The sequence below is a fragment of the Kocuria sp. CH-021 genome (assembly GCF_049716185.1).
GTDB lineage: Bacteria > Actinomycetota > Actinomycetes > Actinomycetales > Micrococcaceae > Kocuria > Kocuria cellulosilytica.
This window is the reverse complement of sequence record NZ_JBNAFK010000009.1, coordinates 35299-59709: the sequence shown is the minus strand read 5'-3', so window position 1 is coordinate 59709 and position 24411 is coordinate 35299. Positions and strand designations below refer to the sequence as shown.

The window sequence follows — 24411 nt, the reverse complement described above, 5'->3', positions numbered from 1 at the left end:
CGACGGAACGGCCGGGGAGGGCCTCAGCGCCCGGAGGCCGTGGCGGGCACGAGCGGCAGGGCCTCCGTGCGCGCCTCCGCCGGGGACGACTGCTCCCCGTCCGGCCGCGTGAGCTCGCCGCCGCCCTCGCCGCCGCTCTCGCCGGCGCCCTCGTCGGCGGTGGCGTCCGCGGTGTCGTCGGCGCTGTCGTCCGGGCGCCGGTCCCGGACCGCGCCCACGAGCTGCCACAGCGCGTAGCCGAACAGGGCGGCGGCGACCAGCACGATCCCGCCGCGCTTCTGCTCGGCGTCCAGGAGGGTCGCGGCGTAGCCGGCCCAGGGCACGTGGTACTTCACCAGTCCGCGCAGCTGGGTGGCGGTGACCGGCTCCGCGTCCGGGACCGCGTTGGCGTCCCCCCGGGTCGTGAAGCTGCGCCGCCCCTCGCCGTCCACCGCCACGCCCACGATCCGGTGGGTGACGAGGGTGGGGTCGTCCGGGCGGGGCATGAAGGTCACGACGTCCCCGGTGCTCAGCCCGGCGGCGTCGTCCTCGCCCTCGAGGGGGGCGACGACGACCTGGCTGCCGGTCGGGACGGTGGGCTCCATCGAGCCGGACAGCACCGTCAGGGGCACCCAGCCGAGCGCGAGCGGGACGACGACGACGGCGAGCAGCAGCGCGGCCACCGCGGTCAGGAGGGCGACGAGCACGGCGTGGCCGGCGCGGTGGACGGTCGTGGTCACTGCCGGACTCCCATGCACTCGATCTTCCTGCTCTCGCCCGGGGACTTCAGGGCCCACACGATCGGCAGCGTCTCGGGGGCCGCGGTGCCCGGCGCGAAGTGGGCCCGCACGGCGAACTCGTGGACGGTGTTGTGCTTGCCGGCGCCGCCGTTCGGGACGTCGGCCGCGGTCACGGTGACCGCGCGGTCCGGGCTCTCCGGAACGGAGCGCAGGACGGTCCAGTCGCCGCCGGTCAGCTGGGGCCTCCGGAGCAGCTCCCAGCCGACCACGCGGGCGCCGTCGGTCGTGGCGGACCAGGGCCAGCTCAGCACCCCTTCGAGGCCCGGGGTGCAGGTCGCCGCGGGGACGGCCGGCGTCTCCGCCGGGGGCGCCGCCTCGGGCGGCTCCACCGTGAAGGGCGCCGTCCACGAGCGGGTCGTCGACCAGGTGCCCTCGCCGAGGGAGGTGGCCTCCAGCTCGGTGAGCACCTGCAGCTGCCGTCCGGCCAGGGGTCGGAGCTCGTCCTCGGGCACGCCGTCGGTCGAGACCGTCAGGCACAGCGCGGCGGGCCGGTCCCGCTCCAGGGGGGCCGCGGTCCGCTCGAGGACGGCCACCCGCGCGGACCCGCCCGCCGCGACGGCGGTCCACCGTGCCGGGGTCCCGGCAGTGCCGCAGTCCGCGCCGGTGCGGTAGGCGAAGCGCAGGCCCGGCGGCGGGGTCACGGTCTCGCCGTCGGAACCGGTCAGGGAGACCTGCCGGGGCCGGTACTCGACGCCGAACCCGGAGGTGTTGGTCAGGGTCGCCGAGCTCGCGCCGCCCTCGGCGCCGCCGACCTCGAAGCCGACCCGGCCCGTGGCCATGGCGGGCACCTCGGACTGCGCGGTGGCGGACCAGCGTGCGTGCGTCCCACCGTTGGGGGTGGTGAGCACGATGACGGCCAGCAGGACGAGGACGCCGAGCACGTAGGCCGTGGGGGTGCGGTACTGGCTCATGAGAACTCCTGGGGGTCAGTTCTGGAGGAGGGCGACCGTGAGGTGGCCGGGGTCGACGGTCGTGCCCTGGGCCGAGGGGTCGGCGGAGACCTCGTAGGCGACGGTGACGTCGTAGGCCGCGCCGTCGTGGGCCGCGGTCACCGTCCAGGAGGACGGCGCGGGACCGGGATCCGTCGGCGGGGCGCCGAGGACGGGCACCAGCTCCGCGCGCGGGACCACCGCGCCGCCGGCCGGCACGCCGGGGTCGACCGTGAGCGTCGCGGTGAGGTTCGCGCCCTCGACGTCGAGGACCGCGCGGGTCGTGACGACGACGGTGTCGCCGGGGGCCAGCGCGGAGAGGGCGCCGGCGGTGCCGGTGAGGTCGGAGGTCCCGCGAGCGAGCTCACCGGTCGCCGGGTCGACCTCGGTGTCCTGGAGGGCGGCCCGGGCCGGCTCCAGCACCACGCCGAGGCTGCCGGTGCTGACGGCCCGCGTCTCGAGCGGGGCCGTGTCGGACCAGCGGGCGGCCGTCCCGAGGCCGTTGCCGAGCAGCGTCAGGGCCAGCAGCGCGGCTGCGGCGGCGGCCAGGGCGCGGCCGGCGGTCGAGGGGCGGGGGGTGCGGTGGGAGCGCGTCATGGGAGCCTCTGGGGGGACGAGACGGAACGGTGCGGGGCGTGCGAGGGGCGGGTGCACCCCGGTGCGGCGCCGAGGCCGCACCGGGGCGCTCCGGGGCCGGAAGGCCCCGTGCGGTCACTGCTGGGCGAGGACGAGCTTGGTGCCGCTCAACGACTTGGACATGTTCTCGCCGGCGCTGCCGGTGGTCTTGTCCGCCTGCCAGGTGAACGAGGCGACGGCCGTCACGGTGTCCCCGTTGTCGCTCGCGGTGACCGGGAACGAGTTCTGGGTCGACTTTTCGTCGCTGGACAGAGTCACGTCGTAGGACACGTAGCCGGCCTTCTCGAGAGCGTCGATCTCCTGCTGCAGCTGTGCCGGCAGCTGCAGTTCGAGGGACCCCTGCAGGTTGTTGCCCTTAGCGATCACCGTGGTGGACGCGTGGAGCTCGATGGTGTCGCCGGGGACGATCTTGTAGGTGGCCGGGTCGATGTCCTTCCCGGCGCCGTCCGTCCAGAACACGGTGGTGTTCTCCATGGAGAGCTCACCGGCGGTGACGATGTCGTCCGAGGCGACGGCGTGCTCCTCGGACCACTTCGAGAAGGTGCCGCCGCCGGCGGCGAGGAGCCCGACCGCCACGGTGCCGGCCAGGACGGCCTTGCCGGCACGCCGGTTCTTGCCGTCCCGCCCGGGGGACTCGGACTGGGGGGTCTGTGCTGCAGTGTTCATGGTTCCGCCTTCGAGCGAGAGAGGGGTGGGAGGACGGCACGCCCGGGATCGGTGCGCGTGCCGTGCGAGGCATCCGGTGGGGTGTCCGCGGAAGGCGGCGGGTGCCCGTCCCCCCGGATCACGGGGGACGGGGTGCCCGCTGCGCCGGGCGCGCCTCGGCGCGCCGGCCCGGGAGCCGCAGTGGATCGCCCGGGGGAACCGCCGGCAGCCCTGCCGCGGAATCCCCTTGACACGTCAACCCTAGACAAAAGTCTATGAATTCGAACAGGCTTCTCCTGTCCCCACTTCCCCCGACGTTATTGATCAGTAATGTCCCCGCTTCGGCGGTCCCCGGGGCAGCGCGCCTAGGATGCCGGGGGAGGGCCCCCGACCGGAGGGGCCGGGACCGGAGGACCGCCATGACCCGTGCTTCCCAGCGCCGCCGCGTGCACCGGTACACCGCCGACGGCGACGGCTCCGGTCGGGCGGACACCCTGGCCGGCGAGGAGCCCCTGGAGATCCGGCTCGACGGCAGGCCCTTCACCGTCACCATGCGCACGCCAGGCCACGACTTCGACCTCGTGGCGGGGTTCCTCGTCTCCGAGGGCGTGGTGCGCTCGCCGGCCGAGATCCTGCAGATGGACTACCGCAGCGGCGTCGGCCCGGACGGGCGGCGGACCTACAACGTGGTGGAGGTGCGGCTCGCCCCCGGCGTCGCGCTGCCGGACACCTCCATGGAGCGGCACGTCTACACGTCGTCGTCGTGCGGAGTGTGCGGCACGGCGTCCATCGAGGCCGTCACCAAGGTCTCGACCCACGACCCGGCCGGGGACGCGGTCCGCCTGCCGGTGCCCGCGGTCCTGGCTCTGCCGGACCGGCTGCGCACCGGCCAGAGGCTGTTCGCCACGACCGGCGGTGTCCACGCCGCCGGTCTCTTCCGCTTCCCGGACGGTCCCGCCGCGCGCGACGGCGTCGCCGAGCCCGAGCTGCTGTGCGTGCGCGAGGACGTGGGGCGGCACAACGCCGTGGACAAGGCCGTGGGCTGGGCCCTGCGCGAGGGTCTCCTGCCCCTGCGCGGCACCGTCCTGCAGGTCTCCGGCCGCGCCTCGTTCGAACTGGTGCAGAAGGCGTACATGGCCGGGATCCCCGCGCTCGCGGCCGTCTCGGCGCCGTCGGCCCTCGCCGTGGACCTCGCGGACCGCACGGGCGTCACGCTGCTCGGCTTCAGCCGAGGGACGTCGTTCAACGCCTACGCCCACCGGGAGCGCCTCCTCCCCTGAGCCGGCTTCTCCCGAGTGCGCGGGGAGCGCCGAGGCGCTGGCTACGATGGAGTCATGAAGCCCTTCCTGCTGCTCGCGACCCGCGCCGAGGACGACGTGGCGGACGAGGAGTACGAGACCGTCCGCCGCTTCAGCGGCCTGCAGGAGAGCAGCCTCCACCGGGTCCGGCTGGAGGCCGGGCCCATGCCGCCGATCGACCTCGAGCGCTACTCCGGGGTCATCATCGGCGGGTCCCCGTTCAACTCCTCCGACCCGCCGCAGCTGAAGACCGAGGTGCAGCGGCGGGCCGAGTCCGAGATGCGGGACCTGCTCGACGAGGTGGTCGCCCGGGACTTCCCCTTCCTCGGCGCCTGCTACGGGGTCGGCACCCTCGGCACGCACCAGGGCGCGGTCGTGGACCGCACCCGTGGCGAGGAGATCGGCGTCATCGAGGTCACCCTCACCGACGAGGGGCGGCGGGACCCGCTGCTCCGCGGGTTCCCGCCCACGTTCCACGGCTTCGTGGGGCACAAGGAGGGCACGCGGACCCTCGCGCCCGCCGCCGTCCTGCTGGCCACGGGCACGGGCTGCCCCGTCCAGATGTTCCGGATCAAGCAGAACCTCTACGCGACGCAGTTCCACCCCGAGCTCGACGCCCCCGCGCTGCTGAACCGGATCGAGGCGTACAAGGAGCACGGCTACTTCCCGGCGGGCGCGGCCGAGCAGGTCAAGCACCGGATCCGCACGGGCCCGCGCGTGACGGAGCCCGAGAAGATCCTCGCCGCGTTCGTGGACCGCTACGCGCGCTGAGCCCCTCGGGGGCCGGGGATCCCGGCCCCCGAACTGTCGCGTGTCCGGAAGGGCCGGCTGAGGATACCGTGGGAGGTATGACCACGCGCGCCGCCCCCTGGAGGCAGGGGCCCCTCGACGACCTCCGCCCGAGCCCCGGTCCCCGCCTCCTGCCCTACCACCGGCTCGGCCACGCCGACCCCGAGCACCGGTGGTGGAAGCCGCTCGTGGAGCTGCTCCTCTTCGGGGCCTTCTACCTGGTGCTGACGATCGTCTTCGGCATCGTCTGGGCCGTGGGCCTCGTGGTCGTGCGCGGCGAGGAGGCCCTGGACGAGGTCTTCCTCGAGGCCACGGAGCTGGACATCATGGACCCGGCGATCTTCTTCATGCTGTTCTTCTCCCTGGTCCTGATGATCCCGGCGCTCCTCGCGGCCCGGGCCATCATGGGCCCCCGGCCCATCGGGCTGCTGCTGTCGGTGACGGGGCGGCTGCGCTGGGGCTTCCTCGGCCGGTGCCTCCTCGTGGCCCTGGCGGTCTACGCGCTGGGTCACGCGGCCGCCCTCGTGGTGGAGTACCTGCTGGTCGGGACGTCGGCCGCCCCGCGGCCCGTGGCGGGCTTCTGGTGGCTGATCGCGATGATCGTGCTCGTGGTCCCGCTGCAGTGCGCCGCGGAGGAGCTCGTCTTCCGCGGCTACCTGCTGCAGACCGTGGGGCGGTGGCTGCGCCGGCCCGTGTTCGCGATCCTGCTGCCCGTGCCCCTGTTCACCTTCGGGCACCTCTACGACGCCTGGGGGCTGCTGGCGGTCGCGGTCATGGCGGTCGTCGCCGGGTGGCTGACCTGGCGCACCGGCGGGCTCGAGGCCGCGATCGCCCTGCACGTGGTCAACAACGTGGTCGCCACGCTCTTCGGGGCCCTCGGGCTGGCCGACCCCGACGCCGAGGAGTCCTCCTGGGTGGCTCTGGCCGTCTCCGCGGCCATGCAGGTGCTCTTCGCGTGGCTCGTGGTCCGTGCCGCGCGCCGGCACGGCGTCGAGGTGACCCGGACCGTGCACCCGCCGCGGCCGCCCCTCGCGCCCGGTCCCCGGCCCGGCCCCGGAGGGCACGCCGGGGCCGGATCCGGACGGCCCGGCCACGAGCCCGCGGCCTGGGTGTGCCCCGGCCCGCCGGCCTGCCCCGGCCACTGGGCGGAGCCGGCGCCCGGCCCCGCGCCCCGGTCCCTTTCGTAGACTGACCGCATGGAACCCCGCACCGCAGCCGACCCCCGTTCCGCCGTCGAGGACCTCGGCCGCTACGTGATGGAGTCGCCGAGCTCCTTCCACGCCGCGCACGCCGCCGCCGCGCGCCTGACGGAGGCGGGCTTCGTCCGCCTCGACGAGACGGAGGACTGGGCCCGGAACGGGGTCCGCGGGCGGCGCTACGTGCTCCGCGACGGGGCGGTCATCGCGTGGGCCACCCCCGCGGAGGTGCCGCCGGCGGCCGGTTTCCGGATCCTCGGCGCGCACACGGACTCGCCGGGGTTCAAGCTCAAGCCGAGGCCCACGAGCACGGCCCACACCTGGCACCAGGCGGGGGTCGAGACCTACGGCGGGGCACTGCTGAACTCGTGGCTGGACCGCGAGCTGCGCCTCGCGGGCCGGCTCGTGGTGCGGGGCGCGGACGGGGTCCCTGTGGAGCACCTGACCGCGACCGGACCCGTGGCCCGCATCCCGCAGCTCGCCATCCACCTGGACCGCGAGGCCAACAAGGGCCTGCAGCTCGACCGGCAGCAGCACGTGCAGCCCGTCTGGGGCGTGGGGCAGCCGGAGGGCGCGGACGTCCTCGCGCTGCTGGCCGAGCACGCGGACGGCGGTCCCGTGGACCCCGCCCGGATCGTCGGCTACGACGTGGTGCTGGCGGACTCGCAGCGGCCCACCGTGTTCGGGCAGGGCGGGACCCTGTTCGCCTCCGGGCGGCTGGACAACCTGTCCTCCGTGCATGCCGGGCTGGGCGCCCTCGTCCGGGAGGCGGAGGCGGTGGAGCAGGGCCGGCACATCGCGGTGCTCGCCGCGTTCGACCACGAGGAGATCGGCTCCCGCACCCGCTCCGGCGCCGCGGGGCCGTTCCTCGAGGACGTGCTGGTGCGCATCAACGAGGAGCTGGGCCGCACGGCCGCCGAGCACCGGCGCTCCCTGGCCGGCTCGGTGTGCCTGTCCGCGGACGCCGGGCACCTGGTGCACCCCAACTACCAGGGCCACCACGACCCCGTGAACCGGCCGGTGCCCGGGGCGGGTCCGCTGCTGAAGATCAACGCCGACCAGCACTACGCCACGGACGCGGTGGGCGCCGGGATCTGGGCCGAGGCCTGCGCGCGCGCCGGCGTGGGCTACCAGGAGTTCGTCTCCAACAACCGGGTGCCCTGCGGGTCCACGATCGGGCCCATCACCGCCGCCCGGCTGGGGGTGCGCACGATCGACGTCGGCATCGGCCTGCTGTCGATGCACTCCGCCCGGGAGCTGTGCCACGTGGACGACGTCGCGGCCCTGGGGGCCGTCGCGGGGGCCTTCTACACCCCCTGACGGGGCGCGCCGGGCCGCGGGAGGGTCCGGTGCCCGGACACGGAGAGGGGCCGTGGCCCGCCGGCGCTCCGGTGGGACACGGCCCCTCGTGGCCGGACCGGGCTCAGCCGGCGACGGCGCCGACCGCGACCCGCTCGGCCGGGAACTGCGGCATGGCGATGTCGGCCATCCGGGCCAGCACCCGCACGACCTGGCAGGAGTAGCCGAACTCGTTGTCGTACCAGACGTAGAGCACCAGCGAGCTGCCGTTGACGATCGTCGCGAGACCGTCGACGACGCCCGCGCGGCGGGAGCCCACGAAGTCGGTGGACACGATCTCGGGGGAGTCGGTGTAGTCGATCTGCTTGCGCAGGGACGAGTTCAGCGAGATGTCCTTCAGGTACTGGTTGACCGCGTCCTCGGACTCCGGGGCCCGCTCGAGCTGCAGGTTCAGGATGGCCATGGACACGTCCGGGGTGGGGACGCGGATCGCGTTGCCCGTCAGCTTCCCGGCCATCTCCGGCAGGGCCTTGGCCACGGCCTTCGCCGCGCCGGTCTCGGTGATGACCATGTTCAGGGCGGCGGAGCGGCCCCGGCGGTCGCCCTTGTGCCAGTTGTCGATGAGGTTCTGGTCGTTGGTGTAGGAGTGCACCGTCTCGACGTGGCCCTGTGCGATGCCGTACTTGTCGTGGAGCACCTTCACGACCGGGGTGATCGCGTTGGTGGTGCAGGACGCCGCGGAGAGGATGGTGTCCTCCGGAGTGATGACGTCGTCGTTGACCCCGCACACGATGTTCTTCAGGTCGCCCTTGCCCGGAGCCGTGAGCAGCACCTTGGCCACGCCCTTGGACTGCAGGTGCTTGGACAGGCCGGCCTCGTCGCGCCACACGCCCGTGTTGTCCACGACGATCGCGTTGTCGATGCCGTGCGCGGTGTAGTCGATCTCCGTGGGGTCGTTCGCGTAGATGAACTTGATGGCCACCCCGTTGGCCGTGATGACGTCGTTCTCCTCGTCGACGTGGATGGTCCCGTCGAACTTGCCGTGCACCGAGTCGCGGCGCAGCAGGGAGGCGCGCTTGACCAGGTCGTTGCCCGGCTTCTTGCGCACCACGACGGCGCGCAGGTTCAGGCCGGTGCCGTCGTTGCGGTTGATCAGGATGCGGGCGAGCAGGCGGCCGATGCGGCCGAACCCGTAGAGCACCACGTCCTGGGCCTCCGGGGAGTTCTGGGCCCTGCGGTCCACCACGGGGGCGAGCTCCTCGCGCAGGAACGCCTCGAGGTCCTGGTCCGACTCCTGGGCGAGCCGGTTGAGCTTGCCGAGGTCCACCGCGCAGGTGCCCAGGTTCAGCCGGGACAGGGTCTCGAGCAGGCGGGTCGTGTCCTCCAGGGGCAGCTCCTCGCCGTCGATGCGGCGGGCGAAGCGGTGCGCCTTGATGATCTGGGTGACGGACTTGTGCACCAGGGAGCGGCCGTAGACCGTCGGCACGACCTTGTTCTCGCGGTGCAGACGTCCGACCAGGGGGACGATGCTCTCCGCGAGTGCCTCGCGGTCGGCCCAGCTTTCAGGAGTGCTCAAGAATGACTCTCTTCCTCGGCCGGGGACGTCATCGTGTCCGGCCGTGACGTGCCGCGCCTCGTTGCGCGGTCGGATGCTCGCGCCGCTGCGGTTCGCACAGGGCGCCGCCCTCCATTCTAAGCGCACGGGCGCGCGCGCGAGGCCTCTGTGACACGTCCGCCGGGCCGCTCCGGGGCCGGGGCGGCGGGACCGGCGGGTGCTACCGTGAGGGCATGCTGACGGTGATCGGTGAAGCGCTCGTTGACGTGGTCTCGAAGCACGGCCAGGAGCCCCGCGCGCACGCCGGGGGGAGCCCCATGAACGTGGCCGTGGGCCTGGCCCGGCTCGGCCACGAGGTCCAGTTCCTCGGCCGCTACGGCGAGGACGAGTACGGCACGCAGGTCGAGGCGCACCTGCGGGACAACGGCGTCCTGCTGCCCTTCGGCGCCGACGCGCGGCCCACGTCCGTGGCGGAGGCCGTCATCGGGGACGACGGCGCCGCGACCTACGACTTCCAGCTGGACTGGTCCCTGGACCTCTCGGACGAGCAGCTGGGCGAGCTGCTGCGGGACACGACCCTGCTGCACGTGGGGTCGATCGGGGCGATGCTCGAGCCCGGCGCCTCGAAGGTCCTGCACGCCGTGGAGCAGGCCCACCGCTCGGCCCTGATCTCCTACGACCCCAACTGCCGGCCGTCCATCATCCCCGACTCCTCGGAGGCGCGGGCCCGCGCCGAGCAGCTCGTGGCCCTCGCCGACGTCGTGAAGGCCTCGGACGAGGACCTCCTGTGGCTCTACCCGCACCGCAGCGTCGAGGAGAGCGCCGGCGCCTGGCTCAAGGCCGGCGCGGAGCTCGTCGTCGTCACCCGGGGACCCCTGGGGCCCTGGGCCCGCACCCGGGCCACCGGCCCGGCCGGGGCGCAGGTGCCCGCCGCCCGCACCACCGTGGTGGACACGGTGGGAGCCGGCGACTCCTTCATGGCGGCGCTGCTGTCCTGGCTCACCGACCACGGCTACACGGGCGCCCGGGCCCGCGAGCGGATCGACAACCTGGACCAGGAACAGGTCGGCGAGCTGCTGCGCCACGCCGCCTCGGCGGCCGGCGTCACGGTCTCCCGGGCCGGCGCCGACCTGCCCCGCCGGGACGAGCTGCCCGCACCCTGACCGGCCCTCGGCCGACCCCCGACCCGATCCCGACCCCGACCGAAGGAGAGCCCGTGCTCGATCGCGATCCGTACGCAGACCTGCCCGACCTGCCGAGCTTCACCCTCACCTCCGAGGACATCACCGACGGCGGGCCGCTCGCCCCGGCCCAGCTCTCGGGCATCATGGGCGCCGGCGGCGAGGACGTGTCCCCGCAGCTGAGCTGGTCCGGGGCCCCGGAGGGCACCAGGAGCTACGTGGTCACGGTCTTCGACCCGGACGCCCCCACCCCCAGCGGCTTCTGGCACTGGTGCCTGTCCAACATCCCCGCCGATGTCACCTCGCTCGAGCGCGGCGCGGCCTCCCGCCCGCCGGCCGGGGCGGTCAAGCACCGCAACGACGGCGGCACCGACGAGTACGTGGGGGCCGCCCCGCCCCCCGGCCACGGGCCGCACCGCTACGTGGTGTGCGTGACCGCGGTGGGGGAGGAGCGGATCGACGTCGACGAGAGCGCCAGTCCCGCGGTGGTCAACTTCCAGCTGTTCAGCTCCGGGATCGCCCGTGCCTGCCTCACCGGGACGCACGAGGCATAGGTGGCGGAAGAGGTGGCAGCGCACCCGTGAGCCCGACTCCGGAGGTCCCCGGGGCGGCGGCGCCGATCCGGATGATCGCCAGCGACCTCGACGGCACCGTCCTGGGGCACGACTTCCGCTTCCGCCCCCGCACCGTCGACGCGATCCGGGCCGCCCAGGACAGCGGGATCCACGTGGTGTTCGTGACGGGCCGGCCCATGCGCTGGCTCGACCCGCTGCGCGAGCAGCTCGGCCACGAGGGCGTGGTGATCTGCTCGAACGGCGCGGTGGTCTACGACCTGCGGGCCGACCTCGTGGTGGAGTCGAGCCTGTTCCCGGCCCGGGACGCGTTCGCGGTGATGGACGAGGTCGCGGCCCGGCACCCCGGCACGCTGTTCGCGGCGGAGACGCTCGAGGGCGTGTTCACGGACCGCGGCTGGGCCCGCACCGACCGGATGGAGATCGGCGCCCCCCTGGTGGGGGCGCTGCGGGAGCGGGTGCCTGAGGGCCAGGGGCTCGTGAAGTTCCTGGCCAAGCTGGACACCGCCGACCCGCAGGAGTACTTCCGCGCGCTCGCCGGGATCGTGGCGGGCAGGCTGTCCGTGACGCACTCCGTGGCGGCCGCCCCGCTCGTGGAGATGGGGCAGAAGGGGCTCACCAAGGCCCGCACCCTCGAGCAGTACGCGGCCGAGCGCGGGATCGGCCCGCACGAGGTGATGGCCTTCGGCGACATGCCCAACGACCTCGAGATGCTCACGTGGGCCGCCCACGGGTACGCGATGGCCGGCGGGCACCCCGCGGTGGCCCGCGCGGTCGGCCGCACGGCCCCGCCCTTCGAGGAGGACGGGGTGGCCCAGGTGATCGAGGCGCTGCTGCGCCGGGGGCGCCCCGGTGCGTCATGGGCGGGACAAACCGCTACCGCGGGGTAACAATAGGGGGGTGACCCCTCCAGCGCACCGGCGCGGCCGTCCCGCGGCCCTGGCCCACCGCGGCTTCTGCCGCGACGGGGCCGAGAACACCCTCGACGCGTTCCGCGCGGCCCGGGACCTCGGCTACGAGTGGATCGAGACGGACGTCAACACGACGGCCGACGGCGTGGTCCTGTCCTTCCACGACGAGACCCTGGACCGCGTCACCGGCGGCAGCGGGAAGGTCTCCGCGCTGACCTGGGAGCAGATCAGCACCCAGCGCGTGGCCGGCGCCGGGCGCATCCCACGGTTCGCGGACCTGCTGACGGAGTTCCCCGGGCTGAGGTTCAACGTGGACGTCAAGGACGAGGCGTCCGTGATGGCCCTGCCGGCCCTGCTCCACGAGCTCGGGGCGGCGGACCGGGTGCGGGTGACGTCCTTCTCCGAGAGCCGGCGGCGGCGCACGCTGCGGCGGATCCGCGAGCTCGACGGCCGGAGCGTGCCCACGTCCTCCGGCAAGGAGGGGATGCGCCTGCTGCTCGTGTGCTCGTGGCTGGGCGGGCCCAGCTGGCGGCTCGCCCGGCGGGTGGCCGCCCGCTGGATCGAGCCGTTCGACACCGTGCAGATCCCCCGCCGGTACCGGATGCGGGGCGGGGTGGAGGTCCAGCTCGTGACGCCCCGGTTCGTGCGCTTCGCCCACCGGCACGGCATCGACGTGCACGTGTGGACCGTCAACGAGACCGCCGAGATGGCGGAGCTGCTCGAGCTCGGGGTCGACGGGATCGTCACCGACCGGGCGGACCGGCTCGCCGCGCTGCTGGCGGAGCGGGGGCAGTGGCCGCCCACCGGCGTGTGAGCCATGACACGGCGGTCCGGCCCGTGGCAGGGTGGGGACCATGACCGACACCGCCACGGCCGGCACCGCGCCCGGCACCGAGCAGCACGTCCGGACCGAGGTCCGCAACGGCACGGGGCACATCGTGCTCAACCGGCCCCGGCAGCTCAACGCCCTGACCGCGCAGATGTACCGGGACCTCAAGGCCGCGCTCGACGCGTGGCGGGACGACGACGCCGTGCGCCACGTGCTCGTCACGTCGGCCTCGCCGCGGGCGTGGTGCGCCGGCGGCGACATCCGGGAGGTCCGCGACGCCGTGCTCGGCGGGCGGACCGAGGAGGCCACCGGGGTGTTCGCCGTCGAGTACGCCCTCGACTGCCTGATCGCGGACTACCCGAAGCCCTACGTGGCGCTCATGAACGGCATCTGCATGGGCGGCGGCATGGGCATCTCCGTGCACGGCTCCCACCGCGTGGTGGGGCCCTCGACGGTCATGGCGATGCCCGAGACGAAGATCGGGTTCTTCCCCGACATCGGCGCCTCCTGGTTCCTGCCGCGCGTCTCCCGCCCGGACCGCCGCGGCGAGCCGGGCCTGGCCGTGGGCCGCTGGCTCGCGCTCGGCGGGCAGCGGATCAGCGGCGCGGACGCCGTCGCCCTCGGCCTCGCCGACGTCCTCGTGGCCGACGAGGACTTCGAGGCCCTCGCGGGGGCCGTCGTGGAGGAGGGCCCGGAGGACGCGCTGGCCCGCTTCGCACGGGAGCCGGAGCCGTCCTCCGTGGTCGCGCAGTGGGACCGGATCGAGGAGCGCTACGGCGCCCCGACCCTCGAGGAGATCGTCGCCGCCGCGCCGGAGGACCTCGCGGGGATGAGCCCCTCCTCCCTGGTGCGCGCCTTCGAGCTGCTCGAACGAGGGGCGGCCGACGACAGCGTGCGCTCCTGCCTCGAGCGGGAGCTGCGCCTGGCCGCCGACACGATCGTGCGCCCCGACTTCGCCGAGGGCGTGCGGGCGGTCCTCGTGGACAAGGACAACGCGCCGGCCTGGGAGCACGCCTCCGTCGCGGACGTCGACGTCGCGGCCGTGCGGGCCGTGCTCGGCGAGAAGCTCCCCCTGCCCCTGTAGACGGCCCGGCACGGGCCCGCCCCGCTCAGCGGCGGGACGGGTGCTTCCCGTTGTCGCTGACCACCGTCCCGGAGGGGCCCGGGCGGTCGCCGGTCCCGGTGGGCCGGTCCACGAACCGGCGGTAGCCGAGGTACAGCACCACGACCAGTGCCACGGTCACCACGCCGAAGGCGGCGAGGGTGTCCTGCGAGATCATGCTGCGGACCACGCTGTGGAGCAGCGTGAACAGGCCGCCGAGCAGGATGCCGTGGGCGAGGACCGGCCGGCGCCGCTCCACGGCCAGGCTCACCGCCAGGAGCAGGACCGAGGCGACCAGGGCGAGCACGCCGACGTCGCGGCTGTGGCGCATGAACTCGTCCTCCCACGCCCGGCGCTCCAGCTCGTAGCCCACCCACTGCTGCTGCTCCTCCGGGGTGAGCTCCCGCGTCTCCTGCGCCAGGGCGATGGACCGCGGCGGCTCCGGCTCCTCCGGACCCGGGTGGACCGTGGCGATGCCGAGACCCACGAACAGGGCCAGCAGCACCCCCAGGAAGAACGTGTAGACCGTCCGCAGGACCCTGCGGTCCTGCGAGCGGTCCTCCGTGCGGTCCACCATGCGGCGTGCTCCGTCTCCCCCGCTCGTGCGGGACGTCCGTCCAGGGCGCCCGGGACCGCGGCCGGCCGGCGGGGCGTGCTCGCATTATGGGCCGGACCCGCAGGGTTGTCCACGGCCGTCACCTGGCCCGCGGGCCTTCCACCGGCTTCCCCGTCTGCCTACGCTGGACTCATCCGCCCCGGCCCGCGGGACCCGAGGGCCCGGGCGGAGCCGGGGAGCACCGGAGGGGCGGTGGGCCGCGCGCCCGCCGGAGAGGCGGTGGAGGCCATGGCGGTCTTCGAGAACAGGGTCGAGGCCGGACGGCAGCTGGGGAAGCGGCTGAGGTCCCTGCGCGGACAGGATGTGGTAGTGCTGGGCCTGCCCCGCGGCGGGGTGCCCGTGGCCCACGAGGTGGCCCGGATCCTCGACGCCCCGCTGGACGTCATCGTGGTGCGCAAGCTGGGGGTCCCCTCCCAGCCCGAGCTGGCCATGGGCGCTATCGGGGAGGAGGGCGCCCGGGTGCTCGAGGAGCGGACCCTGCAGTACTTCGGGGTGACGGACGCGCAGCTCGAGCAGATCGAGGCGCGGGAGCGGGCCGTGCTCGAGGCACGGACGGAGCGCTTCCGGGCGGGCCGGGAACGGGTCGATCTCACCGGGCGGATCGCCCTGGTCGTCGACGACGGCATCGCCACCGGCTCCACGGCGCGCGTGGCCTGCCGGATCGCCCGCCAGCTGGGCGCCGCACGGGTGGTGCTGGCCGTTCCGGTGGCCCCGCAGGAGGCTTTGTCCCGGGTGGTCGAGGCGGACGAGGTGATCTGCCTCGCGACCCCGCCGTACTTCACGGCCGTCGGCTACCACTACCGGGACTTCTCCGCCACGGAGGACGACGAGGTCGTGGCGCTGCTCGACGCCGCCCGGCACCGCCACCAGGCGGAGCTGCCCGGGCCCGCCCGGGCGGACCGGGAACCGGCCGGCCGGCCGGTCGACGCCGACGTGCGCATCCCGGCGGGGACGGAGCAGCTCGAGGCCCACCTGCACCTGCCGCGGCCCGGCGCCGGGGTGGTGGTCTTCGCCCACGGCAGCGGGAGCAGCCGGCACAGCCCGCGGAACCAGTACGTGGCCTCCGTCCTGCAGCAGGCGGGGCTCGGCACCCTGCTGCTCGACCTGCTCACCCCCGGGGAGGAGTCGGACCGCGGCAACGTCTTCGACATCGGCCTGCTCGCCGAGCGGCTGCTCGTGGCCACGGCGTGGCTGCGCGAGCAGCCCGGCTCCGCGGCCTCCCCGGTCGGGTACTTCGGGGCCAGCACGGGCGCCGGCGCCGCCCTGTGGGCCGCGGCCGAGCCCGGCGCGTCGATCGCCGCCGTGGTCTCCCGCGGGGGCCGCCCCGACCTCGCGGACGAGCGGCTGCGCTCGGTGCGGGCGCCCACCCTGCTGATCGTCGGCAGCGAGGACTTCGAGGTGCTCGGCCTCAACCGGTGGGCGCAGGAGTCGATGCGCTGCCCCACCCGGCTGGCGGTCGTGGACGGCGCCACGCACCTCTTCGAGGAGCCCGGCACGCTCGCCGAGGCCGCCGGACTGGCACGGGACTGGTTCCTCCGCCACCTCCGGCCGGCCGGCGAGCACGGCGACGGGGCGTCCCGGTGAGCGCCCGCGGACGGGGGTCCTCCCGGGAGGCCGAGGTCCTCGCGGAGATCCGCTCCCTCGCCCGGCCGCTGGAGGGGGCCCCGGATCTCGACCGGCTGGTCGAGCGCTGCGCCGGTGCCCGGTTCGTGTGCGTGGGGGAGGCCTCCCACGGCACCCACGAGTACTACCGGTGGCGGGCCCTGCTCAGCCGCCGGCTGATCGAGGAGCACGGCTTCACCTGGATCGGAGTCGAGGGGGACTGGCCGGACTGCCGGCGGATCGACCGGTGGGTGCGCGGCGAGGCGGACCAGGACCTCGACGCCCGCGGCGTCCTCGCGGGCTTCGAGCGCTGGCCCACGTGGATGTGGGCGAACGAGGAGGTCGCCGAGTTCCTCGACTGGCTCCGGGAGGAGAACGCCCGCCGCGCCGGCCACGAGCAGGTGGGCTTCTACGGCCTGGACGTGTACTCGCTGTGGGACTCGCTGCGGGAGATCATCGGCTGGCTCGAGGCCAGCGCCCCCGAGGCCCTGCCCGCCGCGCTGCAGGCGTGGCAGTGCTTCGTGCCCTTCCACGAGGACCCGCACCGGTACGCGTGGCGCACCCGGATCGTGCCCGAGAGCTGCGAGGCCGACGTCGTGGCCCTCCTGGCCGAGGTGCGCCGGCGCACCATGGACCGGACGGCCGGTGACCCCGCCGCGTTCGACGCCGCCCTCAACGCCATGGTGGCGGTCGACGCCGAGCGCTACTACCGGACCATGGTCCGGGGCGACCGGCAGTCCTGGAACGTGCGGGACGAGCACATGGCGGACACCGCCGGCCTGCTCTCCCGCCACCACGGGCCTGGGGCCAAGGGCCTGGTGTGGGAGCACAACTCCCACGTGGGGGACGCCCGGGCCACCGACATGTTCGACGCCGGGCTGGTCAACGTGGGCCAGCTGCTGCGCGAGCGCCACGCCGCGCACGAGGTGGTGCTCGTGGGCCTCGCCTCCTGGGCCGGCACGGTGGTCGCGGCGGAGTCGTGGGGCGCGGCCGAGGAGGTCGTGGCCGTCCCCGAGGCCCGTCCCGGCAGCCACGAGGACCTGCTGCACCGGGCCCTGGCGGACCCCGCGGTGCTGGTCTTCGGCCGCGACCGCTCCGGGCCCTGGCTCTCCGGGCGGTACGGTCACCGGGCCATCGGGGTGGTGTACCACCCGTGGCGCGAGGCCGGCAACTACGTCCCCACCCGGATGGGGGAGCGCTACGACGCCCTGCTCTGGTTCACGGTGACCGCCGCGCTGCGGCCCCTGCACCACGAGGGCCCGCCCGAGGAGCCCGAGCTGGAGACCGAGCCGACGGGCTTCTAGGGGCGTTCCGGCGGAGCGGCCCGGACGTCGGTCCGCTCCGGCCGTCCCTCCTCGGGCGCGTCCTCGGCGGGACGGTCCTGGAAGAAGCGGCGGTGGCCGAGGAACAGCACCACGGCCAGGCCGACGCCCACGGCGATGAACGTCATGGTGGTCTCGCTGGAGGCGAAGCTCCGCCCGATGGCGTAGAGCAGGGTGAAGAGACCGCCGAGCATCACGCCGTTGGTCAGCACCCTGTTGCGCTTCTCGAGCACGAGGCTGAGGCCGAGCAGCACCACGGAGGCGCCGAGGGCGACGACCGCCACGTCGCGGCTGTAGGCCTGCTGCTCCTCCTGCCACTGCCGCCACTGCCGCTCGTTCTCCGCCATCTCCTCGCGCTGCTCCTCGGTGGGGGTGCCGCTCCCCTCGGGGACGAACTCCACCCCCGAGGTCGGCTCCGGCATCTCCGGGCCCGGGTAGAAGGTCTGGATGCCGAGCCCCACGAACAGCGCCAGCAGCGCCCCGAGGAAGAAGGTGTAGACGATCTTCATCACGTTGTTGTCCACGGCGGACACTCCGATCGGTCCCGGTCCCCGGGGCGCTCCGCCGGACGGCGGCGGCACCCGTGGAGGATGCCCTGATTATCGCCCCGCGGCACCTGCGGATCCAGTGCTCCGGGAGCCGGCCGAGCGGGCCCGTCATCATGGCGCCCCGGGCGCCGCGGGTCTTACGCACCCGGTCGGCGGTGTCTACGCTGGAAGGGTCGAGGCGGACCGCGCCGGTTCCCCGGCCGGCCGGGGGCGACACCCCGGTCGGCGCCGTGGAGCGGTGCCACGGGAAGGAGTCAGGTCATGGCCGGATTGATGCGCAGGGAGGGCCTGGAGATGCTCGAGCCCCTCCGGCGCCTCCTGGAGGGGGACGTCGAGGCGTCCTGGCCCCGGGTGGAGGAGTACCGGGACGGCGACACGGTGGTGATCCGGGCGGAGCTGCCCGGCATCGACCCGGAGCAGGACGTGGAGCTCACCGTGGCCGACGACGTGCTCCACCTGCGGGCCGAGCGCCGGGAGCGGACCGAGCACAAGGACAAGGGCAGCTACCGCTCGGAGTTCCGCTACGGCTCGTTCTCCCGCACCCTGCCGCTGCCCGCCGGGTGCCGGGACGAGGACATCAGCGCCGCCTACCGCGACGGCGTGCTGGAGGTCCGCGTGCCCGTCGCCGAGCACGTCGAGCCCCCGGCCACCAAGAAGATCCAGGTGACCCGCGGCTGAGGCCGCGCCGGCCGTGCGGGGGCGGGCGGACCGGCTCGGTGCCGCCCGCCGTCGCACGGGCCCCGCGGACCCGGGGGCCGTTGTGACGGACCTCACCGGGTCCTATCGTGGAGACAGGCGGACCGGCCGGCCCGCCGTGATCGAGGAGGTACAGCATGGACGAGCCGTCGTCCGGTGACCGGATCGTCGTGGGAGTCGACGGGTCCGGCTCGTCCAAGGCCGCGCTCCGGGAGGGGGTGCGGCTCGCCGAGGCCCTGGGCGCGCCGCTCGAGGCCGTCATGTGCTGGGAGGACCCGCTGCTCTACGAGAGCTACCGCGTGGTGGATCCCGAGGAGTTCCGCCGCGGCAGCGAGCAGCTCTTCGAGAGCACGCTCGCCGAGGTGTTCGGGGAGCAGCGCCCCGCGCGCCTCGCCACCCGGCTGCTGCGCGGCCAGGCCGCCGCCCGCCTCATCGAGGAGAGCGAGGGCGCCCGGATGCTCGTGGTGGGCCGGCGGGGCACGGGCGGGGTGCTCGGGATGATCCTCGGCTCGGTCTCCTCGGCCCTCGTCTCCCACGCCAAGTGCCCCGTCCTCGTGGTGCGGCACTGAGCGCTCCGGCAGGAACCTGCCGGACGGAGCGCGCCCCGGGCTCGGACCGTGGGCGCCGGAACGAAGGAGCTCGACCATGGCAGCACCATCGCAGCAGCGGATCCTCGTGGGGATCGACGGATCGGACTCCTCGAAGGAGGCCCTCCGGACGGGGGACCGGATCGCCCGGTCCCTGGGCGCCCCGCTGACCGCCCTCATGTTCTGGCAGGGCCCGCCGGTCTACGAGGGCTGGGAGACCGTCGACCCGAACAATCCGCCGGCCGGCACCGAGGACGTGCTCCGCGCGACGGTCGAGGACGTGTTCGGCGGCGAGGTCCCGGAGCACGTGAGCGCCGAACTCGTGCACGGGCGGCCCGCGGCCCGGCTGGTCGAGGAGAGCGAGAACGCCCTGATGCTGGTCCTCGGCCGCCGCGGCCACGGCGGCATGCGGGGCTCTGCCCTGGGCTCCGTCTCCAACGCGTGCATCGCGCACGCCCACTGCCCGGTGCTGGTCGTCCGGCACTGACCGGCCGGCGCAGGCCGCCCGGCGCGGCCCCCGCGGCACCGACAGGCCGGCTCCCGGGAGCCGGCCCGGACCAGGAGGTTCGACCATGAGTGCACCGACGGACCAGCGGATCCTCGTGGGGATCGACGGCTCGGAGTCCTCGATGGAGGCCCTGCGGCTCGCCGCGGGACTCGCGGAGGCCCTCGATGCCCCGCTCGAGGCGATCGCGTGCGCCGGGGACCCCACCGTGCTGGACGCCGAGCTCCTCGTCGACGAGGAGGCCCTGCGCGCCAACCACGAGCGGATACTCGCGCGCACGGTCGCGGCCGTCTTCGGGGAGGACGTCCCCGGACGGCTGACCACCACGGTGACCCACGGCCGCCCGGCCGGCCGGCTCATCGCGGAGAGCGAGACCGCGCAGCTGCTCGTGCTCGGCCGGCGCGGCCGCGCCCGGCTCCTCGGCTCCGGCCTGGGGTCCGTGTCCCACGCGTGCGTCGCCTACGCGCACTGCCCGGTGCTCGTGGTCCGGCACTGAGCGGACCGGCCCGTCACTTCTCGCCCCGCGGCCCCCGCAGGGCGCGCAGGGCGTTGAGGATGGCCAGGAGGTCCACGACCTCCTGGCTGAGGGCGCCGAAGATCGCCGGGATCGCCCCGGTGGCGGCCACGAGCATGAGCACCACGGACAGGGCGATGCCCAGCCAGATGCTCTGCAGGGCCACCTGCATGGTGCGCCGGCCGATCCGCACCGCGGTCGCCGTCCGGGCGAGGTCCTCGGTGAGGACCACGACGTCGGCGGACTCGCTGGCGGCGGTCGCGCCCCGGGCACCCATCGCGACGCCGACGTCGGCGGCGGCGAGCACGGGTGCGTCGTTGACGCCGTCGCCGACCATGAGCACCGGCCGGTCCCGGGCGTCCCGCACGGTGCGGACCTTGTCCTCGGGCAGGCACTCGGGCAGCACCCGCGTGATGCCCAGCGCCGCGGCGACGTGCTCCACGGTGGCGCGGGCGTCCCCGCTGAGCACCAGGATCTCCCGCACCCCGAGCGCGCTCAGCTGGGCCATCGTGGCCGCCGCGTCCTCGCGCACCCGGTCGCTCATCACCAGGGTGCCGGCGAAACGGCCGTCCACGGCCACGTACACGGCCAGCTCGCCGGGTCCGAGCGCCTGCTCGACCACGTCCGGGGCGGAGCGGGCCACGTGGGCGCGCTTGCCGACCACCACCCGGCGCCCCCCGACGGTGGCGGTGACCCCGTGGGTGGCCTCCTCGTGCGCCTCCTCCGCGGGGACCGGGTCCAGCCCCCGGGCGAGCGCGGCGTCCCGCACCGAGGCCGAGAGCACGTGCGAGGAGTACTGCTCCGCGGAGGCCGTCAGGCGCAGCAGCTCGTCCTCCCGGAACGGGGGACGGGCGTGCACGGCCAGCAGCTCGGGGCGGCCGTAGGTGATCGTGCCGGTCTTGTCGAAGGCGGCGGTGCGCACCGCCGCGAGCCGTTCGAGCGTTCCGGCGTTCTTGATGATGACCCCGTTGCGGGCCGCCCGGCTCATTCCGCCCAGGAACGCCACGGGCGCGGCGATCAGCAGCGGGCAGGGGGTCGCCACCACGAGGACCTCCGCGAAGACCACCGGGTCCCCGTGGTACCACCACGCCAGCCCGGCCACGAGGAGGGCGAACGCGGTGAAGGGCACGGCGTAGCGGTCGGCCAGGCGCACCACCGGCGCGCGGGACGCGGCGGCCTCGCGCACCATCGCCACGATCGTGGCGTACTGGCTGTCCGCCGCGGTCGCCGTGGCCCGCAGGACCACGGCCTGCTGCTCGTTGAGCACCCCGGAGAGCACCGCGTCACCGGCGCGGCGGGTCACGGGCAGGCTCTCCCCGGTGATGGAGGACTCGTCGAAGTCGGCCTCCGCGCCGACCAGCCGGCCGTCCACGGGCACGACCTCGGCGGGGCGGACCAGGATCTCGTCCCCGGGCCGGACCTCCTCGACCGGGACGTCCTGGACGGAGCCGTCCGGGTGCAACCGGTGGGCGAGCACGGGGGCCCGCTCGAGCAGCGCGTTGAGCTCCTTGCGGGCCCGGTTGGCGGCGTAGTCCTCGAGGGCCTGCCCGCCGGTGAGCATGAGGACCACCACGAGGGACGCCAGGTACTCGCCGACCGCCACGGTGGAGCTGATCGCGGTGACGGCCAGCAGGTCCACGCCCCAGTGCCCGGCGAGGACGTCCTCGACCATGCCCCACGCCACCCGGGCGGCCACGGCCAGCGCCCAGCCCGAGCCCAGCCACTGCGCCGGGACCGGCTGCCCGGCGGCCAGCAGCCCGATGACCACGGCGCCCACGGCCAGGGTGGCGGCCACGAGCGGGTAGCGCCGCGGGAAGTCGAGCAGCCGGCCCGCGCGGCCGGGGTCGACGTCGAGGTCGGGGCGTGCGCCCACGGAGAGGCTCATGCGTCCATGGTGCCCCCGGGCCCGGCCCCGAGTCGACGTTCCGTCTCGGCGATCCGCCGTGCGGTGCGCAGGAAGCTGTCCGGGTTCAGGGAGATCGAGTCGATGCCCTCCCGCACCAGGAACTCGGCGAAGTCGGGGTGGTTGCTGGGGCCCTGGCCGCAGATGCCGATGGGGATGCCGGCGGCGTGGGCCTTGCGGATCGCCTCCCCGATCATCCGGGTGACGGCCTCGTCCCGCTCGTCGAAGAGCGCGCGCAGGGCCTCCGCGTCCCGGTCCACGCCCAGGACGAGCTGGGTGAGGTCGTTGGAGCCGATGGAGAAGCCGTCGAACCGCGTGGCGAACTGCTCGGCCAGGACCACGTTGGAGGGGATCTCGCACATCATGTACACCTTCAGGCCGTGCCGTCCCCGCTCCAGGCCGTGCTCGGCCATCGTGGCGAGGACCCGGTCCGCCTCCGCCACGGTGCGGCAGAACGGGACCATGACCACCACGTTGTCGAAGCCGATGCGCTCGCGGACCCGCCGCAGCGCCCGGCACTCCAGGGCGAAGCCCTCGCGGTAGCGCGGGTCGTAGTAGCGCGAGGCGCCCCGGAAGCCGAGCATCGGGTTCTCCTCGGGCTCCTCGAAGGCCGCCCCGCCCACGAGGTGCGCGTACTCGTTGGTCTTGAAGTCGCTGAGCCGCACGATCACGGGCAGCGGGTGGTACGGGGCGGCGAGCTTGGCGATGCCCAGCGCCAGCGTCTGCACGAAGTACTCCTGCCCGTCGGCGAAGCCCGCCGTCAGCTGCGCGATCCGCCACCGGTCCGCCTCGTCCTGCACCCGCTCCGGGTGCACGAGGGCCATGGGGTGGACCTCGACGATGTTGTTGACCACGAACTCCATCCGGGCCAGCCCCACCCCGTCGGCCGGCAGCCGCCACCAGCGGAAGGCCGCGGCGGGGCTCGCCACGTTGACCATGACGGCGGTGCGCGTGTCCGGCAGCTCCCCGAGGTCCACCTCCTCGACGTCGAACGCGAGGGCGCCCTCGTAGACCGTGCCCCGGTCGCCCGACGCGCAGGAGACCGTCAGCTCCTGGCCCTCCGGGATCGTCCGGGAGGCGTCCCCGGTGCCGACGACGGCGGGCAGGCCCAGCTCCCGGCTGACGATCGCGGCGTGGCTGGTGGCCCCGCCGTGGTCGGTGACGATCGCGGCGGCACGCTTCATCACCGGGACCCAGTCCGGGTCCGTCATCTCGGTGACGAGCACCGCCCCGTCCCGGAAGGACTCGATGCCCGCAGCGGTGCGCACCACGCAGGCCGGCCCGGTCGCCACGGCGTCCCCGACCGCGGCGCCCACCGCGAGCACGCGTCCCTCCTCGCGGAGGTGGTGGACCGTGAAGCGGGTCCCGCTGCGCCCGGCCTGGACGGTCTCCGGCCGGGCCTGCAGCAGGAACAGCTCGCCGGTCAGCCCGTCCTTCGCCCACTCCAGGTCCATGGGCCGGCCGTAGTGGTCCTCGACGAGCACGGCCCAGCGGCCGAGCTGCAGGACGTCGGCGTCGCCGAGCACCCACGCCTCCTGCTCCGCGGGGGTGGTCTCCACGAGCCGGGTGGCGGCGGCGCCGGCCGGGGCGTCGTCGTCGTGCACGAGCTTGTGCAGCTTGGCCCCGCGGGTCCGCTCCACGATCGGGGCCTCCGCGACGTCGAGGAGGGGCTTGAAGACGAGGTACTTGTCCGGGTCCACGGTGCCCTGCACGACCGTCTCGCCCAGGCCCCACGCCGCGCTGATCACCGCCACGCGGGGGAAGCCGCTCTCGGTGTCGATCGAGAACATCACCCCGGAGCCGCCGAGGTCCGAGCGCACCATCTCCTGCACGCCGACGGACAGGGCGACCGCGAGGTGGTCGAAGCGCTTGAGCTCCCGGTAGGTGATCGCCCGGTCCGTGAACAGGGACGCGTAGCACCGCCGGCACGCCGCCAGCAGCTCCTCCTCGCCGACCACGTTGAGATAGGTCTCCTGCTGGCCGGCGAAGCTCGCGTCCGGGAGGTCCTCCGCGGTGGCGCTGCTGCGCACGGCCACGGACAGCCGGGCGCGGCCGGTGCGCTCGGAGAGCTCCCGGTAGAACCGCCGGATCTGCCGCGCCGTCTCCTCGGGGAACTCCCCGCGCAGGAACAGCTCCCGCACGGCGGCCCCGGTCTCCCGCAGCGTCGCGCGGCCCGCGCGGTGGTCCTCGAGCCGTTCCCGCAGGGCGGGCCCGATCCCGTTGGCCTCCACGTAGGACCGGTAGGCGTCCGCGCTGGTCGCGAAGCCGCCCGGCACGCGCACGCCCCGGGACGCCAGCTCCCGGACCAGCTCCCCGAGCGAGGCGTTCTTGCCGCCCACGAGGGGGACGTCCGCGATCCCGAGCTCCTCGAACCAGCGGACCTCGGGGGCGGCCACG

Annotated in this window: 24 protein-coding genes; 15 read left to right on the top strand and 9 right to left on the bottom strand. The window is 74.6% G+C overall.

The annotated features are described in order from the left end of the window. Positions 1-23: 23 nt before the first annotated feature. The 4 genes from ACPYN7_RS08695 to ACPYN7_RS08680 all read right to left on the bottom strand — a co-directional run bounded on the left by ACPYN7_RS08695 (position 24) and on the right by ACPYN7_RS08680 (position 3010). Positions 24-719 carry a signal peptidase I gene (locus tag ACPYN7_RS08695; RefSeq protein ID WP_424347379.1) on the bottom strand — a complete coding sequence of 232 codons (696 nt, stop codon included), beginning with the start codon at positions 717-719 and terminating at the stop codon, positions 24-26. Then, positions 716-1690: a hypothetical protein gene (locus tag ACPYN7_RS08690; RefSeq protein ID WP_424347378.1), complete on the bottom strand. Its 975-nt coding sequence runs from the start codon at positions 1688-1690 to the stop codon at positions 716-718. Before ACPYN7_RS08690 ends, ACPYN7_RS08695 begins: the two co-directional genes overlap by 4 nt. Positions 1691-1705: 15 nt before the next feature. Beyond that, complete coding sequence (locus tag ACPYN7_RS08685) at positions 1706-2305, bottom strand: hypothetical protein (protein WP_424347377.1); 600 nt, start codon at positions 2303-2305, stop codon at positions 1706-1708. A gap of 114 nt (positions 2306-2419) precedes the next feature. After that, positions 2420-3010 (bottom strand): alternate-type signal peptide domain-containing protein, encoded by a 591-nt coding sequence (locus ACPYN7_RS08680; RefSeq protein ID WP_424347376.1) that lies wholly within the window; start codon positions 3008-3010, stop codon positions 2420-2422. A gap of 398 nt (positions 3011-3408) precedes the next feature. Between ACPYN7_RS08680 and fdhD the strand changes: the two genes are divergently transcribed. From fdhD to ACPYN7_RS08660, 4 genes are all read left to right on the top strand, one after another. After that, positions 3409-4269 (top strand): formate dehydrogenase accessory sulfurtransferase FdhD, encoded by an 861-nt coding sequence (gene fdhD, locus ACPYN7_RS08675; RefSeq protein WP_424347375.1) that lies wholly within the window; start codon positions 3409-3411, stop codon positions 4267-4269. A 54-nt stretch (positions 4270-4323) separates the two neighbouring features. Further along, positions 4324-5058 carry a glutamine amidotransferase gene (locus ACPYN7_RS08670; RefSeq protein ID WP_058875234.1) on the top strand — a complete coding sequence of 245 codons (735 nt, stop codon included), beginning with the start codon at positions 4324-4326 and terminating at the stop codon, positions 5056-5058. Positions 5059-5135: 77 nt separating this feature from the next. Next, positions 5136-6263: a lysostaphin resistance A-like protein gene (locus ACPYN7_RS08665; protein WP_424347374.1), complete on the top strand. Its 1128-nt coding sequence runs from the start codon at positions 5136-5138 to the stop codon at positions 6261-6263. A gap of 9 nt (positions 6264-6272) precedes the next feature. Then, positions 6273-7592: a M18 family aminopeptidase gene (locus tag ACPYN7_RS08660; protein WP_424347373.1), complete on the top strand. Its 1320-nt coding sequence runs from the start codon at positions 6273-6275 to the stop codon at positions 7590-7592. A 103-nt stretch (positions 7593-7695) separates the two neighbouring features. Here ACPYN7_RS08660 and ACPYN7_RS08655 read toward each other — a convergent pair whose 3' ends face one another. Continuing rightward, positions 7696-9147 (bottom strand): glyceraldehyde-3-phosphate dehydrogenase, encoded by a 1452-nt coding sequence (locus ACPYN7_RS08655; RefSeq protein ID WP_058875237.1) that lies wholly within the window; start codon positions 9145-9147, stop codon positions 7696-7698. A 212-nt stretch (positions 9148-9359) separates the two neighbouring features. On the opposite strand from ACPYN7_RS08655, the gene ACPYN7_RS08650 reads away from it, so the two are divergent. From ACPYN7_RS08650 to ACPYN7_RS08630, 5 genes are read left to right on the top strand one after another with little or no spacing between them, the layout of a single operon-like run. Beyond that, entirely contained in the window at positions 9360-10289 is a 930-nt protein-coding gene (locus ACPYN7_RS08650; RefSeq protein ID WP_424347372.1) for a carbohydrate kinase family protein, read from the top strand. 53 nt (positions 10290-10342) lie between these two features. After that, a complete protein-coding gene (locus ACPYN7_RS08645; RefSeq protein WP_058875239.1) occupies positions 10343-10861 on the top strand; it encodes a YbhB/YbcL family Raf kinase inhibitor-like protein in 519 nt (172 codons plus the stop codon). Positions 10862-10887: 26 nt separating this feature from the next. Further along, a complete protein-coding gene (locus tag ACPYN7_RS08640; protein ID WP_424347371.1) occupies positions 10888-11769 on the top strand; it encodes an HAD family hydrolase in 882 nt (293 codons plus the stop codon). Positions 11770-11779: 10 nt separating this feature from the next. After that, on the top strand, positions 11780-12604 hold the full coding sequence (locus ACPYN7_RS08635) for a glycerophosphodiester phosphodiesterase (protein ID WP_424347370.1): 825 nt from the start codon (positions 11780-11782) through the stop codon (positions 12602-12604). A gap of 40 nt (positions 12605-12644) precedes the next feature. Beyond that, the gene (locus ACPYN7_RS08630; RefSeq protein WP_058875242.1) at positions 12645-13703 is read left to right on the top strand and encodes an enoyl-CoA hydratase/isomerase family protein; all 1059 of its coding nucleotides are present in this window, start codon (positions 12645-12647) and stop codon (positions 13701-13703) included. Positions 13704-13728: 25 nt separating this feature from the next. Here ACPYN7_RS08630 and ACPYN7_RS08625 read toward each other — a convergent pair whose 3' ends face one another. Continuing rightward, complete coding sequence (locus ACPYN7_RS08625) at positions 13729-14298, bottom strand: hypothetical protein (RefSeq protein ID WP_058875243.1); 570 nt, start codon at positions 14296-14298, stop codon at positions 13729-13731. Between the two features lie 267 nt (positions 14299-14565). Between ACPYN7_RS08625 and ACPYN7_RS08620 the strand changes: the two genes are divergently transcribed. Together ACPYN7_RS08620 and ACPYN7_RS08615 are read left to right on the top strand one after the other, a co-directional pair. After that, positions 14566-15921, top strand: coding sequence for a phosphoribosyltransferase family protein (locus tag ACPYN7_RS08620; RefSeq protein ID WP_424347369.1), 1356 nt, complete (start codon positions 14566-14568; stop codon positions 15919-15921). After that, positions 15918-17243, top strand: coding sequence for an erythromycin esterase family protein (locus tag ACPYN7_RS08615; protein ID WP_424347368.1), 1326 nt, complete (start codon positions 15918-15920; stop codon positions 17241-17243). The genes ACPYN7_RS08620 and ACPYN7_RS08615 overlap by 4 nt, the downstream gene beginning before the upstream one ends. Here ACPYN7_RS08615 and ACPYN7_RS08610 read toward each other — a convergent pair. Continuing rightward, positions 17240-17785, bottom strand: coding sequence for a hypothetical protein (locus ACPYN7_RS08610; RefSeq protein WP_157571464.1), 546 nt, complete (start codon positions 17783-17785; stop codon positions 17240-17242). The two genes, ACPYN7_RS08615 and ACPYN7_RS08610, sit on opposite strands and share 4 nt — an antisense overlap. Positions 17786-18070: 285 nt before the next feature. Between ACPYN7_RS08610 and ACPYN7_RS08605 the strand changes: the two genes are divergently transcribed. From ACPYN7_RS08605 to ACPYN7_RS08590, 4 genes are all read left to right on the top strand, one after another. Further along, entirely contained in the window at positions 18071-18487 is a 417-nt protein-coding gene (locus tag ACPYN7_RS08605; protein ID WP_058875246.1) for an Hsp20/alpha crystallin family protein, read from the top strand. A 155-nt stretch (positions 18488-18642) separates the two neighbouring features. Continuing rightward, the gene (locus ACPYN7_RS08600) at positions 18643-19074 is read left to right on the top strand and encodes a universal stress protein (protein WP_424347367.1); all 432 of its coding nucleotides are present in this window, start codon (positions 18643-18645) and stop codon (positions 19072-19074) included. A 76-nt stretch (positions 19075-19150) separates the two neighbouring features. Continuing rightward, a complete protein-coding gene (locus ACPYN7_RS08595) occupies positions 19151-19579 on the top strand; it encodes a universal stress protein (RefSeq protein ID WP_058875248.1) in 429 nt (142 codons plus the stop codon). A gap of 85 nt (positions 19580-19664) precedes the next feature. Beyond that, positions 19665-20093, top strand: coding sequence for a universal stress protein (locus ACPYN7_RS08590; RefSeq protein WP_424347366.1), 429 nt, complete (start codon positions 19665-19667; stop codon positions 20091-20093). A 13-nt stretch (positions 20094-20106) separates the two neighbouring features. On the opposite strand, the gene ACPYN7_RS08585 is transcribed toward ACPYN7_RS08590, so the two are convergent. Together ACPYN7_RS08585 and ppsA are read right to left on the bottom strand one after the other, a co-directional pair. After that, positions 20107-21996, bottom strand: a complete 1890-nt coding sequence (locus ACPYN7_RS08585) for a heavy metal translocating P-type ATPase (RefSeq protein WP_424347365.1) — start codon at positions 21994-21996, stop codon at positions 20107-20109. Then, the gene (gene ppsA / locus ACPYN7_RS08580; RefSeq protein WP_424347364.1) at positions 21993-24410 is read right to left on the bottom strand and encodes a phosphoenolpyruvate synthase; all 2418 of its coding nucleotides are present in this window, start codon (positions 24408-24410) and stop codon (positions 21993-21995) included. Before ppsA ends, ACPYN7_RS08585 begins: the two co-directional genes overlap by 4 nt. Between the last annotated feature and the right edge of the window lies 1 nt (position 24411).

Coding starts and splice junctions, on each gene's coding strand:
- ACPYN7_RS08685 (WP_424347377.1), bottom strand. CDS start 2,305: ATGACGCGCTCCCACCGCACCCCCCGCCCCTCGACCGCCGGCCGCGCC.
- ACPYN7_RS08600 (WP_424347367.1), top strand. CDS start 18,643: ATGGACGAGCCGTCGTCCGGTGACCGGATCGTCGTGGGAGTCGACGGG.
- ACPYN7_RS08650 (WP_424347372.1), top strand. CDS start 9,360: ATGCTGACGGTGATCGGTGAAGCGCTCGTTGACGTGGTCTCGAAGCAC.
- ACPYN7_RS08660 (WP_424347373.1), top strand. CDS start 6,273: ATGGAACCCCGCACCGCAGCCGACCCCCGTTCCGCCGTCGAGGACCTC.
- ACPYN7_RS08605 (WP_058875246.1), top strand. CDS start 18,071: ATGGCCGGATTGATGCGCAGGGAGGGCCTGGAGATGCTCGAGCCCCTC.
- ACPYN7_RS08670 (WP_058875234.1), top strand. CDS start 4,324: ATGAAGCCCTTCCTGCTGCTCGCGACCCGCGCCGAGGACGACGTGGCG.
- ACPYN7_RS08590 (WP_424347366.1), top strand. CDS start 19,665: ATGAGTGCACCGACGGACCAGCGGATCCTCGTGGGGATCGACGGCTCG.
- ACPYN7_RS08680 (WP_424347376.1), bottom strand. CDS start 3,010: ATGAACACTGCAGCACAGACCCCCCAGTCCGAGTCCCCCGGGCGGGAC.
- ACPYN7_RS08690 (WP_424347378.1), bottom strand. CDS start 1,690: ATGAGCCAGTACCGCACCCCCACGGCCTACGTGCTCGGCGTCCTCGTC.
- ACPYN7_RS08665 (WP_424347374.1), top strand. CDS start 5,136: ATGACCACGCGCGCCGCCCCCTGGAGGCAGGGGCCCCTCGACGACCTC.
- ACPYN7_RS08585 (WP_424347365.1), bottom strand. CDS start 21,996: ATGAGCCTCTCCGTGGGCGCACGCCCCGACCTCGACGTCGACCCCGGC.
- ACPYN7_RS08595 (WP_058875248.1), top strand. CDS start 19,151: ATGGCAGCACCATCGCAGCAGCGGATCCTCGTGGGGATCGACGGATCG.
- fdhD (WP_424347375.1), top strand. CDS start 3,409: ATGACCCGTGCTTCCCAGCGCCGCCGCGTGCACCGGTACACCGCCGAC.
- ACPYN7_RS08620 (WP_424347369.1), top strand. CDS start 14,566: ATGGCGGTCTTCGAGAACAGGGTCGAGGCCGGACGGCAGCTGGGGAAG.
- ACPYN7_RS08630 (WP_058875242.1), top strand. CDS start 12,645: ATGACCGACACCGCCACGGCCGGCACCGCGCCCGGCACCGAGCAGCAC.
- ACPYN7_RS08625 (WP_058875243.1), bottom strand. CDS start 14,298: ATGGTGGACCGCACGGAGGACCGCTCGCAGGACCGCAGGGTCCTGCGG.